The sequence below is a fragment of the Photobacterium jeanii genome (assembly GCF_001650345.1).
Taxonomy (GTDB): Bacteria; Pseudomonadota; Gammaproteobacteria; order Enterobacterales; family Vibrionaceae; genus Photobacterium; species Photobacterium jeanii.
Window position 1 is genome coordinate 463,670 of record NZ_LVHF01000029.1, and the last position, 13,093, is coordinate 476,762.

At 39.5% G+C, this 13,093-nt stretch carries 16 protein-coding genes and 1 pseudogene; 3 read left to right on the forward strand and 14 right to left on the reverse strand.

Annotated elements, in window-relative coordinates:
• Positions 1-63 precede the first annotated feature (63 nt).
• The 4 genes from A3K86_RS16825 to A3K86_RS16840 all read right to left on the reverse strand — a co-directional run bounded on the left by A3K86_RS16825 (position 64) and on the right by A3K86_RS16840 (position 2,570).
• Entirely contained in the window at positions 64-381 is a 318-nt protein-coding gene (locus A3K86_RS16825; protein WP_068333778.1) for a heavy metal-binding domain-containing protein, read from the reverse strand.
• Between the two features lie 77 nt (positions 382-458).
• Positions 459-1,037 (reverse strand): HD domain-containing protein, encoded by a 579-nt coding sequence (locus A3K86_RS16830; protein ID WP_068333781.1) that lies wholly within the window; start codon positions 1,035-1,037, stop codon positions 459-461.
• A 60-nt stretch (positions 1,038-1,097) separates the two neighbouring features.
• Positions 1,098-1,940: a DUF3626 domain-containing protein gene (locus tag A3K86_RS16835; protein ID WP_068333785.1), complete on the reverse strand. Its 843-nt coding sequence runs from the start codon at positions 1,938-1,940 to the stop codon at positions 1,098-1,100.
• Positions 1,941-2,120: 180 nt separating this feature from the next.
• Entirely contained in the window at positions 2,121-2,570 is a 450-nt protein-coding gene (locus A3K86_RS16840; protein WP_068333788.1) for a YHS domain-containing (seleno)protein, read from the reverse strand.
• Positions 2,571-2,770: 200 nt separating this feature from the next.
• Between A3K86_RS16840 and A3K86_RS16845 the strand changes: the two genes are divergently transcribed.
• Together A3K86_RS16845 and A3K86_RS16850 are read left to right on the forward strand one after the other, a co-directional pair.
• Entirely contained in the window at positions 2,771-3,478 is a 708-nt protein-coding gene (locus A3K86_RS16845; RefSeq protein ID WP_068333987.1) for an SDR family NAD(P)-dependent oxidoreductase, read from the forward strand.
• A 314-nt stretch (positions 3,479-3,792) separates the two neighbouring features.
• Positions 3,793-5,097: a condensation domain-containing protein gene (locus A3K86_RS16850; RefSeq protein WP_068333793.1), complete on the forward strand. Its 1,305-nt coding sequence runs from the start codon at positions 3,793-3,795 to the stop codon at positions 5,095-5,097.
• Positions 5,098-5,188: 91 nt separating this feature from the next.
• On the opposite strand, the gene A3K86_RS16855 is transcribed toward A3K86_RS16850, so the two are convergent.
• Positions 5,189-5,647, reverse strand: coding sequence for a MaoC family dehydratase (locus tag A3K86_RS16855; protein WP_068333796.1), 459 nt, complete (start codon positions 5,645-5,647; stop codon positions 5,189-5,191).
• Between the two features lie 163 nt (positions 5,648-5,810).
• On the opposite strand from A3K86_RS16855, the pseudogene A3K86_RS22710 reads away from it, so the two are divergent.
• A pseudogene (locus tag A3K86_RS22710) lies at positions 5,811-5,960 on the forward strand (IS110 family transposase); the annotation flags it as partial.
• A 34-nt stretch (positions 5,961-5,994) separates the two neighbouring features.
• Here the strand turns inward: A3K86_RS22710 and A3K86_RS16860 are convergent.
• The 9 genes from A3K86_RS16860 to A3K86_RS16900 form a co-directional block, all read right to left on the reverse strand.
• The gene (locus tag A3K86_RS16860; protein ID WP_068333799.1) at positions 5,995-6,450 is read right to left on the reverse strand and encodes a GNAT family N-acetyltransferase; all 456 of its coding nucleotides are present in this window, start codon (positions 6,448-6,450) and stop codon (positions 5,995-5,997) included.
• Between the two features lie 116 nt (positions 6,451-6,566).
• Positions 6,567-7,019, reverse strand: coding sequence for an HIT family protein (locus A3K86_RS16865; protein ID WP_068333802.1), 453 nt, complete (start codon positions 7,017-7,019; stop codon positions 6,567-6,569).
• A gap of 153 nt (positions 7,020-7,172) precedes the next feature.
• Entirely contained in the window at positions 7,173-7,580 is a 408-nt protein-coding gene (locus A3K86_RS16870; RefSeq protein WP_068333805.1) for a GNAT family N-acetyltransferase, read from the reverse strand.
• A gap of 124 nt (positions 7,581-7,704) precedes the next feature.
• Positions 7,705-8,550 (reverse strand): MBL fold metallo-hydrolase, encoded by an 846-nt coding sequence (locus A3K86_RS16875; RefSeq protein ID WP_068333808.1) that lies wholly within the window; start codon positions 8,548-8,550, stop codon positions 7,705-7,707.
• Positions 8,551-8,662: 112 nt separating this feature from the next.
• Positions 8,663-9,679 carry a hypothetical protein gene (locus A3K86_RS23120; RefSeq protein WP_068333811.1) on the reverse strand — a complete coding sequence of 339 codons (1,017 nt, stop codon included), beginning with the start codon at positions 9,677-9,679 and terminating at the stop codon, positions 8,663-8,665.
• Between the two features lie 164 nt (positions 9,680-9,843).
• Positions 9,844-11,097, reverse strand: coding sequence for a DUF4427 domain-containing protein (locus tag A3K86_RS16885; protein WP_068333814.1), 1,254 nt, complete (start codon positions 11,095-11,097; stop codon positions 9,844-9,846).
• Positions 11,098-11,246: 149 nt separating this feature from the next.
• Positions 11,247-12,077: a DUF2971 domain-containing protein gene (locus A3K86_RS16890; protein ID WP_068333818.1), complete on the reverse strand. Its 831-nt coding sequence runs from the start codon at positions 12,075-12,077 to the stop codon at positions 11,247-11,249.
• Between the two features lie 120 nt (positions 12,078-12,197).
• Entirely contained in the window at positions 12,198-12,641 is a 444-nt protein-coding gene (locus A3K86_RS16895) for a hypothetical protein (RefSeq protein WP_068333821.1), read from the reverse strand.
• Positions 12,634-13,038, reverse strand: coding sequence for a hypothetical protein (locus A3K86_RS16900; protein ID WP_068333824.1), 405 nt, complete (start codon positions 13,036-13,038; stop codon positions 12,634-12,636). The genes A3K86_RS16895 and A3K86_RS16900 overlap by 8 nt, the downstream gene beginning before the upstream one ends.
• Between the last annotated feature and the right edge of the window lie 55 nt (positions 13,039-13,093).

The following is a 13,093-nucleotide window of genomic DNA, read 5'->3' on the forward strand; positions in this document are numbered from 1 at the left end:
CACAGCGTTGTTAACAAAGAGGATGGTGCCTTTTCTATTCGCAACATCAAGAAGTGATTGCGACTACGCTTGCAACTTAACCGCTGTACCGTAAGCCATCACCTCAGATGCGCCCTGAGTAATTGCGCTAGTTGTAAACCTTACTCCAACAACGGCATCAGCCCCTAACGCTTGCGCTTCAGCAAGCATTCGCTCGACAGAGATCTTACGAGCCTCAGTCAGCATTTCGGTGTAACCCACTAATTCACCGCCAATCACACCTTTTAAGCCCGCCATTATGTCTCGACCAACATGCTTAGACTGAACAACATTACTGGACACCACACCCAGACTCTCGACAATTTCAGCACCGGGCATAGTTTCTGTCGTTGTGTATTTCATTATCACTCCTTTATAACGAACGATTAATCCAAAATTCAATGGAAAAAGTAAATTCACTTAAGCCATACCGAGGGCTTTTAATTCGACTTATTACGTTGCGCCAATTTCTCAGTATCGATATCAATAAGGCTTCTTACACGCATGGTTAATTCATCGCTATCGGTATATTTTCTACCGTACGATAAATTAAAACCATAATTGAAATCAGCAGGGTTTCTCCCTTGAGTATGCTGCAATAGCGTTTCAAGCTTATCCAACGCCTTCGCTAAACATGCTTCTTCAGATGAAGCATGTTCGTATTCATCCCACAAACTTAAGATCTCTTGTTTCAGCTTGGTGGGCAGAGGCGCTATCAAGGTGATCAAATCTTCCCGTTCTTGAATACCTTTATCAGAACCTTCCACTTGATCAACCGCTGCAATATCGCCGTTAATCGCCTCACCCAAATCATGAATAATGCACATTTTCATTAGTTTAAGCGGATCAATATTCGGGTATTGATCAGCAAACATCATCACCATCAAACATAAACGCCAAGTATGCTCAGCCGTACTCTCTTCTCTACCGTTTGATGTTCGCGCGGTACGTAAGGTGTTTTTTAACTGTTCGGCGCCACGAAGAAAATCGAGAACACCTTCAAGATCGTGATTGTTCATACATTCTAACTACTAAAACTTGTTCACCAACATCACTAACTCAATCATTAATCGCCTTGGCTATTCCAATCCAAATTGGTAGCCAAAGCGCGCTAAGTAATGCCAAATTTTCTTAATATCTTGCTCGTTATAGCCCTGTTTCGTCACTGCAGTACCTAACAACTTGGCATTAATCTTCCCATCTTGAGCAAGTTCTTGCGCTAAGTCGATAAACTCCAACCCTCGATACTCAGGATAAAGGCGCATCTGCGCCATACTCAACGCATAACCATTATGCCACTTAACGGGCACATCAAGTTGAACTGCTTGTTGTTCAATATCAGTTGCTCGAAAAATAGGATCTAGTACCAAGCAGTCGACATCGTCTGCTAACGATAAAACACCATGTATGTGGGCTTCGATATAATCATCTAACAAATCAACATCAGATAGTGATGCTTGATGAATAAGCGTACTGATACGATCAAAAACCGCAAAATTCTCGGGTTCAAAATAACTATCGGGATAGCAAAATGTTGTGCGCGATAACACGTGAGGTTTTAATTGGAAATAAGCAGAGCCAAAACGTGGCGATGCGCCCATTTCGTAACCACGAAAGTTCAACGCACCATACTTAGGTCTCAGATGATCCGGCGCATTATCATAAGCACCATCAAACACACGTTGCTCCCACAACCAACGTTCACCGCCGTGATATGCAGTTAAACCGCCGTTACTGGTGCCTGTTTCAAATTGGGATTTAAGACAACCAGCCTCAGCAATAGCTTCAAGCAATGGTTTATGCTCTGAAGTAAAACGATCTGGATGAAAGTTGATCGTCACCGCATGCGGCATTAGCGCAGCTTCGCCTTGAGACTTGCCCCTAATATTCTCTATTGCTTGCTCTACCGAACTCTTCAACATGAGGCTCTTATTCAAGATTTCAACAACACATTAATCAGGAAAGCCCCAATATAGCAATAACACTAAGAATTTGAATCAAGCGCTGACTCACTTTTCCGCTTTAGTGACCAAAAGAATGACAGCGCTTTTCCGCTCAGCACTTTCCAATAGCCGCCTATCTGCACAGAGTAAAATCGCCCTCTATTCGGCTAATAATTGCGGCCAGTTTGAATCAGCTTTAGCCACATTGCCCTTTATATCTTGCTGCCAAGTCTGTTGAACAGATTTGCTGTAATTTAGGTAGAGCTTCCCTTCCACAATATTCCAAGCATGTGGGTCTATTTTCGCGGTGTAGCCTTTACTTACAGCCCACGCACAATAGCCACCATATTGAGGCGCAAATTTAGTAGGGTTAGCAACGAACGCCTTGCGATTTTCTTCAGAAGAAAAGTACCACTTAGCCCCATTCCATTGATACGTGAAATCGCTATCACCCTTAACGGCGGCACTCTCTGTAAAATAAGATACCGCGTCATATCCCTTAATGGCTTTGCCAAAAAAATCACTATAAACAGGCTCTAATGCAAAAGCGGACGCACAACAACCAATCCAAAGAGTGAACACAAGAGCCAGTTTTGTCACGATAGTCATAGAGATTCTCCTTATCTGTTCTAAGTATAGAAAGAAGAAAGGAGGGAAAATTTCATTCATCAAAGATTAAATCAAGAAAGCACTCACCCACCGAAGAATACGAGCTCTAGCTTTAAAAGACAGCAATAACCCATCATGATTCGCTGTAATGTAGTTACTATTCTATGCTTTTACTAATCCAAACTATTGAGTATAAGCAATTGAAGATTCTCATTATTGGCGGCTCTGGCGGGATTGGGGCTGCACTTTTAGAACAATTTATCGTATCTGATATCAAGGCCACGCTGTACGCAACCTATCGCTCTACTCAACCACAAATACAGCACGATAATTTAGTGTGGTTTAAAGCCGATATTGCATCTGATTCTGACGTAAAAAAGCTATCCGAAAGCATTACAAACCTAGATATTTTAATTAACGCCGCAGGAGGCCTATCTTTAGCAAGTAAAACGCCAGAGAAGTCAGTTAAAGAGTTTGATACTGAGTTCTTCCAACATAACCTAAACGCCAATACGATCCCGACGCTTTTACTTGGCAAGTACTTTTCCAGTCACCTAAAAGCAAAGCACACGACCTATTTCGTCTCGTTATCTGCAAGAATCGGTAGCATTGAGGACAACAAAATTGGCGGATGGATTAGCTATCGTTGCTCAAAAGCAGCATTAAACATGGCAATAAAAACGATAAGTATTGAATGGAAATTTCGACAGCCGAATTGCTGTGTCATTGCTTTCCACCCGGGAACAACTGACACAGCCCTATCCAAGCCCTTTCAAAAAAATGTTCCACCACACAAGCTATTTACCGCCACATACGTCGCACAATGCTTACTTGAACTATTAGATAAACTTACCTCGAACGATACAGGTAAGTTCTACAGTTTTGATGGCAAGGCAATTCCTTGGTGATAGCCTTCGTCTAGCCTCTCCTTAAGCATCGTGACAAGCCAGCAGCCCCTTACATGCTTTCGAACCGAACGGCACTAATTGTAAAATCAACAATCAACCAAAATAGTCGCCATATATGATGTTTCAAAAGACGTAGATTCAAGTATGCAGACAACGAGTTGAAGTCATGACCTCATTACTTTGTTGCTCTGCTTCATATAATTATTTGTAACATTAGAACCGTATTAGTTAAGTCAATTAGCCCTATAAAAACGAAAAGGGCCAACAAGTTAGACCTGTTTAATATTGTTAGTCCTTATTGTTAAAGTTAAGGTATGTCAGTAACTCTAATAATTAATAATGTTATAATTAAAGATATGAAGACAGTTTTACCCGTTAACTTTCTCGATAAAGTTAAATTTGAAATCGCTAAATATAATAATCCACAATATTTTGTTCAGTTTTGGCAGTTAGATGGGCACCTGGACAACCAACGCTTAAAAAGCGCTTTTAAAAACGTTTATGAAGCCATTCCGAAACTTCAAACCAAACTGGTCTATCAAGACAATCAATATATTTATCAACCATTTGACTATCAAAACAACTTTTTACTAGAAGATACTGATCTGTGCCCAGTGACCGCTCTTCAGATTACGTTGAACAATAATTTTCAAGAACTAGTATCACAGGCGAACTTTGCCCCCTTTATTGCAATAAAATTTGACAGACGTGACAGCGATGAGTCTGTTCTGTGCCTTCTTATCAACCATGTTTTTTGTGATGCACCATCTGGTTACCTATTTAAAGAGCAACTAGTGGCTGGGTACAACAACACAAATGTAAATTTATCTGATACAAAACTGAGCCTATCAGATGAACAATTTATACAGCAACAGGTTAATGATAACGCCGCTTTTAATAAAGCAATAGAGCAGCAACGTTCACTATCAACCTACTTTTTGTCTGAAGCTAACCAGGTTGATCTTTTCTATCGAGAAAGTACGGATAATTCAGTAATTTTTGACTTCTTTGATATTGATACCGCAACAATTAAAAGACCAGAAGGCATGACTCTTAATACGCTGATTTCTTCCGCTATTGCCAAGGCGGTTATGGAATTGAAGGCGGATACATTACAAGGTCGTATCTCTATGTCTATCACCGCAAATGTACGTCAAAATGAAGACAAATTGTTCGGGAATTTTGTGAGCGCGATTCCGGTCAAGCTTGAACAAGGCGAAATGGAACATATTGCACCGGCGTTTCAAGAGCAAATCAACAGTTTTAAAATGAATCCTTTAAGAGCATTGGTATCTTACGCAGGGTTTGCAACAAACTTTGCCAATGCAACACCAGAACAACTAATGAATGGCTTTAGGTTGATCAGCTCTAAATCTAATCTCTATATCTCGAATTTTGGCCATTATAATCGCAACCAGGATGAACAACTTGAGTTTTCTGGCGCGACAACAATTAGAGCTGGCGGTTTCAATTTCCCACTGCAAGGGCATTATGGCCTGATTGTTACTCTTATTCCATATGGTAACAAAGTAGGTCTAGGGATTGCGGTTTCTCCTTCTATTTTTAATAAGCAGGATTTAGTGAGATTTAAAAATCAGGTGGAAAAATATCTTAGTTAAGCGCCATAAACACTAAACGCAACGCATAACGAAAGTGTCAAGCGTTGCGAATTACCATTAAACAATTTATATATTATTCGATATCTTGCCCCTAAGGCACGACCTGCATAGCTAGCCATATAGCGCTCAACGCAGGTTTTGTTTCACCTTCGATTTCAACAACCACTTCTGTACTAAATACATACTGCCCAGGGTTTCTTTCTTCTACAGCAATCAATTTGGCATGAGCTCGAATACGGCTATTCACTTTTACAGGGTGAATAAAACGCACCTTATCGAACCCATAATTGAGACCAAGTCTAGAACCCTCCAAATGGTACCCAAAACTCTCTGCAAAATATGGGATCATAGACAGAGATAACAAACCGTGTGCAATTGTAGACTTGAACATTGTACTTTGTGCTTTAACAGGATCCGTATGAATAAACTGATGATCTAAGGTACAATCTGCAAATTGATTAATTTGCTCTTGATTTACAACAAACCAAGCTGTTGGTTCGATATCCACACCGATATACCTATCAATGTCATTCTTTGAAATAATTTTCATAGCTTCCTTTGAGTCGAACTAGATTTTTATATGTCACCAAGTGTACCAAATATGCTAACTTCAACTGGAATGACTTCGATTATGCGCTCTAATAGGAGGACATATAATATCGCTAGAAAATCAATGCCCTAACATTCACAATAATATCCGCTATGCAATGTACCCTGTTTTTAAAACAACATATAAACGTTTATTGGGCGCAGGAAAACCTAAGAAAGTCGCTATCATTGCTTGTGTTAGGAAGATGGTTATAACTCTAACTTCGATGTTGAGAGATAGAACTATGTGGGATGAAAACAGCGCCAAAATTTAATTATTGACGCCATACTCATCTGTGAGCAAACTGCTTACAACGCAAGTTTAAACCCTTCATGTGTTGCTTTAAATCCAAGTCTTTCATAAAACCTGATTGCATCAGGACGCTGTTTGTCACTTGTTAACTGTACGATTTTACAGCCTCTACTTTTTGCCTGTTCGATAGCATGTGTGAACATTTGCTCACCGAATCCTTGTCCACGATAGTCACTATGGATTCGAACACCTTCGATAAGACAACGCCAACTACCAATATGCGTTAGGTAAGGAATAAAGGTAATTTGAAGCATCCCGACTAGAACGTTGTCCTGCTCAACAACAACTAAATCGTTGTTTGAATCTCGTACAATTGCTTCGAACGCTTCAATATACGCACGATTCAGCGGAACGGATGCGTCTTCTCTTTTGTTACCAAGCGGGTCATTTGAAAGCAAAGCAACAAGACTTTCCAAATCTTCAAAATCAGCTGAACGATATTTTAGTTCCATTTATAGTTCCTTATTACTTCTGACTGCTAACGCTTGCAATATAGTGGGTGTGTACCACCGAACTAACAAAGCGTAACGAACGCCATAACAAAACCGCCTAGTGCAACACGTGATGTTCACCTTGATGCTTTTGTTATACCAACAGAACTCAAAATAGCCTTGATTTTGTTGAAAGCAGCTATGGTATTAGGTGAGAAACAACCGACTTTAACTTTGTAGTAATCTCTAGCCCAATCAAATAACAGAGGGCCATGAATTAAACCTTGCTGCTCTGGATAGATGCTTAAAAACGATTTACTTAACAAGACTGTTCTTGGAAAAAGGTGGAAATGAATAATACTGGCCGCTTCTCCAAATTTGCAGCAGTACACTTTTTCAGGAGCTAACACTTTTGTAATACTTGATTCAACTTCGCTAAGCAATACCCCAAGCTGACATTTAGCTTCATGAGGAAGTTCACTTAACTCTCTTAGATGGTCTTTATACATCACGATTAAGTAACCCGGTAGATCACAATCGTTGCACTGACTTACAGTAAAATATTCTGTCTCAAGTATTGTGGTATTCATTACTCCATCTTTCCTTAGGTATAGTGCCCTTTTAAGGTGTGAGCAACGCTGCCACCTTACCTAAACCATTGTGCCGTAGACATTAAAGCTGAATCAAACTGAAAATACCAAGCATTGGGAATCCGTCTTAAACGCTTGTTATGTTTGTGGTTCTTACACCCACGAAGCAGACATTTTGAAGTACGCTACATTTGATTTGTGAAACTCTTCACCTTCAACGCACAACCCAAACTTCTGATAGAAAGACAGTGCGGAAGTTCGTGCGTCACACCAGAAATAGCTAACATCTTCTCGCTTCAAATCACGCACCAGCTTCTCAATGACCTTAGTACCAATTCCTTGCCCTTGGTATTCAGGCAGAGTAGCAAATTTTCTAAGTCTAGCTTCATGACCACTGTTATAAACAGATGCCACACAAACCAGTTTCCCACCAATAAATGCACCATAGTGAGTAGCAGAGTCATCCCCTTCGACTTCGCAGAATGAAGGCGACTTATTTGGCCACAAAACAAGATGTCTAATGGGTAAAACCTCTGCTGTGGTAACCTTTCGTATATCCATATTTCCTCAAAAACATAACGCCCAATTAAGGTGCGTCCCACTGAACCAGCAAAGCATACCGAACTCCACACCAAAACCGCCGAGTGTAACGTGTCACCTTGATGCCTTTGTTAAGCGCATCAAACTAAATGACAACGCTACGCCCTGTGGGAAAATGCTCAAGCTTCTCACCAAGCACATTTTTCAATAAACCAAAGGCTTTCATGCCGGTACAATGACCTGTATACAACTTATCTATCGGATAGGTTAATAGTGATTTTCCGATAGCCTCAATATCTTCCTTGCTGCCACCAATACTGTTGAATAGTGGTAAACCAACCAAGTGAAAACCACCAACAACAGCTTTAATTCTTGTGTTTGGAAATAGCTCAACAGCCGTTTCAACCATATTAAGAACACCATTATGGGCACAGCCTGTAAAAACTATTAATCCATCACTTTCTTTGATGACCATAAGAAGTTCATGATCAAATGTATCCGGATTGAAGCCTTGGCCTGAATCAGCATAGAGATATTTATTTCCCTTCGGTTGCTCATACCTACTGCTTAAATTCGTAACAAGGAAAACATTAGGGAGTATCTCTGTTGTCTTATTGACGAAACTTAACTGTCTCTTCGCTTTAACTAATAAATCCTTATCAATGCCGACGTCGCTTTTAAAACCAAAAGCCTTAAAGCAATAATCTTTTTCCTCACACTCGCGAAAATACACTTGAGCTTTAGAATTACGGTCAAGAAAATGAGTTACACCGTTACAATGGTCATGGTGACGATGAGAAATAACAGCGGCATCTACATCTTGGATTTTTATGTCTAATGCCGCTGCATTATCACAAAAGGCTTTGCTGCTACCAGCATCAAATAGTATCTGCCGCCCCCCTGTATTCACATGAAGAGACAACCCTCTTTCAACAGTAAGATCTGTTCTATTTTCCAACCGAGAGTTATCGACTAAAGCTGTAAGTATCATAACCACCTAATAAAATTGACAATTTACTTTGCGCTTAACGCCCTGTTAAGGTGTGAGCAACGCAATACCGGAGCTACCGCATACCACCTTAAACACTTAAACCAACGCATGGTCAAAATGCCACGCGTTGCGAATCACTCTTAAACAGTTTGTTAGTTTTATTTCTTTCAGCAAACTCCAGAAGTGTATTGATAACAGTCATTAGGTTGGCAACTATTCCCCAATGATAATCATTCGGCTCGTACACCGTGAGTTCTTTCATCGACTTACTTGTGCGCTTCAATTGCATAATTGCCACCCCTAGTTGAGCAGCAATTCCACCACTTTCATGGTCACTTGGCAAAAAATGGATACTATTTAAGCGCAATTCAATGCTAGCTATAGCACTATCCAGTGCATCAGAAATATGACTTATGTCTCCGCCTCTAAAGATATCAGCATCATGTTCTGTGCCTCTAGCTCCAATTTCATTACCAATGATTCGAGCAAAAGCATATTCAATATCAACTGCATCAGTCTTGATATATGCCCGATTATTAGCCAACTCTAATTCTACTTTTGCCACTTTCGCCGATAGTTCAGCTTTCTCTGACTGAACTTTCTGAAGTTGTTCAACCAACAGCCCCATTTCTTCGTCCTGCTCACTAGATTCTAACTGCGATTTTAATGACGAAATAGTTTCTTTAAGTGAGTTGATTTCCTGATCTTGAAACGATGTCATCTCTCGGCTAGAAGTTTGAATGTTAAAAATGCGTTGCCTTAACTCATTGCTTTGTTCAACCGTCAATCGCGTTTTTTCTTCAAATTTGTCTCGTCTGACTTTACCCTGAGTCTTCATATATTCAGAGTAAATATAATGCAGAGTTTGCAAGAAAGGGATGGCTAGCAGTAAGAATACCGACATCATTAAGGGATACAAAACAACCCCTATATTGAAGTTGCCATCAGTGTACACATAAGTCGTTTTAATTAACTCGACCTTTTCAGCCATTGGTTTCGGATCACTGGCTAATATTAGGATTGCGCTCCAATTGTATACAACAAAGGAGATAAAGTACGTCCCCCATAAAGGGCTACTAATACGTTCATATAAAACTCCTTTCAAAGAGTTAATTGTTTCTTTTACCATTGTTTCGTACTACTCCGATGAAACTAACGCCCTGCTAAGGGGTGAGCAGCGCAATACCGAAGCCGCCGCAAACCACCTTAATCACTAAATTCAACGCACAGTAAAAATGCCACGCGTTGCGAATCCCTCTTGAGCAGTTTGTTATACAAATCTATAGCATTTTGCTAGTAAGACCTATTATAAAATAGGTTACCATCATGATCTCCAGCATAAAATGGCACACTATTTTCGTTTGAGGAGCTAGTTACAGAGTAATAAACACATTCAACCCCATACTCAGCCGAGAGCAATTGTGCTACCTCTTCACACATCTTCTCTTTATCACTCAGAGAGCAATCAACTTCAAATTCTGGTAATTTAATCAAATATCGCCCTTCCTGACTAACTATCATGCGATCAGTCTGAATTAACAAACGAGCTAAATTGGACGTATTATCTAACACCCAAACCCAAGCTGTACCATATTCAAACACCTCAGACGGAGTTCCCTTAGAGTTTTCACGAACAGTGTTAGCAATTTTACCAATTTGGTTGTTCAAATAGTCTGCATCTTTTTGTCTACTGACAAAATATGGTGAAAGATCAATCTGAGCTTTGGCTATTTCAGAGTTTAAACCTGCTGGATTGATAATTTTAGAAATATCACTCAATGCTTCGCTAACTAATATGAATTCATAAAAACCTAATGGAATTATCTTTTGGTCTACCAATCTAATAATGTCGTGAAGTATCATTTTAGCTTCTTTGGAGTTTTCGACTATCACACCAAGTCCATTAAAAGAGTTAACATTCAGATTTAATGCTGGGATAAATCTCTCATCCTCTAACACGCCATCCTCTAATTCCGAAAAGTATTGACTCAAGTCTCCTTTATACGACCACCTCCACTCTCTTTCATGCGACCAATCTAATGGAATCGGGCGACAGGGGTCATAGGCTACGTAGCGATACTGCTCTGATAAAGGGAGTTTGTTGGTGTCTATTACCCTAATTTGCCCGCAATGCGAAGTGGTGACAGTAACATTGGAGTCTGTTAATGCATAAATTACAGGTCTAGCTCCATAGGCAAAGCCCTGTGGCTTGGGTATGCATAGTGCGTGTTGACTTATTTTCTCACCTCTTGCTTTGCGTTCAAAGCTAGTTTGGAAAAATGCAGCAACTGGCATATCAGTAAAACAAACTGCCGGATTGTATCCATAAATAGTTGGTTTTCCATTCCTATATGACCAGCTCGCCCAAATTCGTCCCTTGCGAATAGAACAACGTAATAAAAATAAAGCGTCTAGATTAGTCTCATAACAGATATTATCGAATCCCATATGTTCTGGAAATGCGATAGCATCATCACTTAATAGATCTACATCTCGATAGAAATGTATTAGATAATTTGATAAATCAAATCTTACATTATTTTTCATATTGCCTTTCCTACTGACACGAAACTTCAATGAGTTGTATAACGCCTGCAATAAGGTGCGCCACGATGAACTTACCAAGCACACAGAACTCCGTACCAAAACCGCCGAGTGTAACGCGTCACCCTTGATTGCCTTGTTATAAGAAATTTTTAACCTCGGTATGGTATTTTTGATTTTTTTACTTGAATCTCAAACTCAGTATTATTTGATTCAAATTGCCAATTTTTATTTATACCATCAATAAATTCACACATAGCTTGATAAGCCAACTCTTGGTCTTTTATTGGACCGACCGTAATCGACTTTATGGAATCTAAACTAATCTCTTTTTCTATATAAGGTATTAGTAACTCACCTCTGTTTCTAAATTTCACATTACTTGGATAACTTTCAGAAGAAACTGAAGATGACAGAATAATTCTCTGCTCATTCTCTTCAGAAAACCCATTATGTTTAAAAGTAGCGGCTATATTGATTAACGAGGTTATTGAATCTAAACTGTCGACGCTCTGACATCCATGATTTTTCCCCATATCTGCGCTAATGTCAGATATTGAAGCAGACACCTCTTTGCGTGATATTTTATTCTTTGTTTCATTACTGTAGATACATTGTTTAATTTCACCAAGCTCAGAACTAAGAACATCATGATGAAACTCTATAGCATAGCTACCATATGCTCTCCACTGACTTAAACAATCCCATTGTGAACTTAATGAAAATACAAACAACGGGTCTTCCGATGAACCAAACTCAGCGAAATCGGTGAGAGCTTTTACAACAAAGTTAGATGCTTTGTCGTGATAATCAAAATTAGTAAACATATCTGTTTGTGCATATGAAACATCAGCAACTAAACGTTCAATTCCATCATGAAGCTCTTTAGAGTCATTAAGGTAACGTATGTCTGTTAACCACACACTTTGATTTCTAACTACCGACAATAATGCAGACAAACTTGTGTAATGAAATAAACGCATATTTTCCCTTTTCTTATAACGCTTGCAATAAGGTGCCCAGCACTGAACTAACAAAACACACCGAACTTCATACCAAAACCGCCGAGTGTAGCGGGTCACCTTAATTGCTTTGTTATAGCTCTATGCGCCAAACCCAATTAATGTGCCACCACCATGCATTGAGTTTCTTGAGAAGGTGTTTCCACCGACACTGAGAGAAGAAGTGTCACCATATAGGTTTAAACCTATTGGGCGTAGGTCTAACTTATCAACAATCATTACATCTTGTGATGTTGCCTTAACGGATAAAATCACTTCACCTGAAATCAGAACCAGAACAGAATTATTGTTAACAGTAACCTTGATCGCGGGATGCATTGATTTATTTTTTTCGACTATAGGCACTAGTTCATTGGTTGTTGAATCTCCAATAGCTTTCAGCCAAATCTGTGGAGTACTTCCTCTGCCTATAACTACAGGTAATTCATTGCCTATCGAAACCAGATTACCCCCGCCTGTAAGAGTATTGCTGCAAATTGTCAATTTCTTTAAAGGCTGATAGCCTGAAGGAAGATTGTTATTCATCGTTACCTCCCATCATTCGTTTTTGTGTTGGTGCATTTTCAAAATGTTGCTCAATTTTCTCCATTACCATTTTTCGACTGTCTTTGAGGCATAAACCGATTAGGTATAAAGTCACTGTCACAGCAATTCCACCCCCAAACGCTATCCATTCACCCTTTGAAATAACCGTATAGTTTGAATATCCCTTACCAAATAGGTTAAGAGCAAAACCAAAAGTTGTTAACCCAATACTATTTGCCCAGTTATAGGTTACTGGCTTTCCATTTTTTAAACGCTCAAACTCAACCTCACGCAATAAATAGTCAGCTTGCCATGTACCTATATCTCCACCTGTAAGCAAACTATCGACCATTTGAGTGCTGGTTATTTTTGAGTCTTTTATTTCTATTTTTTCCATTAAATCCCCAACAATTAGATGAAAGATTATGAGCTATAACGCCCTGTTAAGGTGT

Excerpts from the sequence above, each read along its gene's own strand:
- A3K86_RS16825 (WP_068333778.1), bottom strand. The coding sequence starts at position 381 with ATGAAATACACAACGACAGAAACTATGCCCGGTGCTGAAATTGTCGAG.
- A3K86_RS16830 (WP_068333781.1), bottom strand. The coding sequence starts at position 1,037 with ATGAACAATCACGATCTTGAAGGTGTTCTCGATTTTCTTCGTGGCGCC.
- A3K86_RS16835 (WP_068333785.1), bottom strand. The coding sequence starts at position 1,940 with ATGTTGAAGAGTTCGGTAGAGCAAGCAATAGAGAATATTAGGGGCAAG.
- A3K86_RS16840 (WP_068333788.1), bottom strand. The coding sequence starts at position 2,570 with ATGACTATCGTGACAAAACTGGCTCTTGTGTTCACTCTTTGGATTGGT.
- A3K86_RS16850 (WP_068333793.1), top strand. The coding sequence starts at position 3,793 with ATGTCAGTAACTCTAATAATTAATAATGTTATAATTAAAGATATGAAG.
- A3K86_RS16855 (WP_068333796.1), bottom strand. The coding sequence starts at position 5,647 with ATGAAAATTATTTCAAAGAATGACATTGATAGGTATATCGGTGTGGAT.
- A3K86_RS16860 (WP_068333799.1), bottom strand. The coding sequence starts at position 6,450 with ATGGAACTAAAATATCGTTCAGCTGATTTTGAAGATTTGGAAAGTCTT.
- A3K86_RS16865 (WP_068333802.1), bottom strand. The coding sequence starts at position 7,019 with ATGAATACCACAATACTTGAGACAGAATATTTTACTGTAAGTCAGTGC.
- A3K86_RS16870 (WP_068333805.1), bottom strand. The coding sequence starts at position 7,580 with ATGGATATACGAAAGGTTACCACAGCAGAGGTTTTACCCATTAGACAT.
- A3K86_RS16875 (WP_068333808.1), bottom strand. The coding sequence starts at position 8,550 with ATGATACTTACAGCTTTAGTCGATAACTCTCGGTTGGAAAATAGAACA.
- A3K86_RS23120 (WP_068333811.1), bottom strand. The coding sequence starts at position 9,679 with ATGGTAAAAGAAACAATTAACTCTTTGAAAGGAGTTTTATATGAACGT.
- A3K86_RS16885 (WP_068333814.1), bottom strand. The coding sequence starts at position 11,097 with ATGAAAAATAATGTAAGATTTGATTTATCAAATTATCTAATACATTTC.
- A3K86_RS16890 (WP_068333818.1), bottom strand. The coding sequence starts at position 12,077 with ATGCGTTTATTTCATTACACAAGTTTGTCTGCATTATTGTCGGTAGTT.
- A3K86_RS16895 (WP_068333821.1), bottom strand. The coding sequence starts at position 12,641 with ATGAATAACAATCTTCCTTCAGGCTATCAGCCTTTAAAGAAATTGACA.
- A3K86_RS16900 (WP_068333824.1), bottom strand. The coding sequence starts at position 13,038 with ATGGAAAAAATAGAAATAAAAGACTCAAAAATAACCAGCACTCAAATG.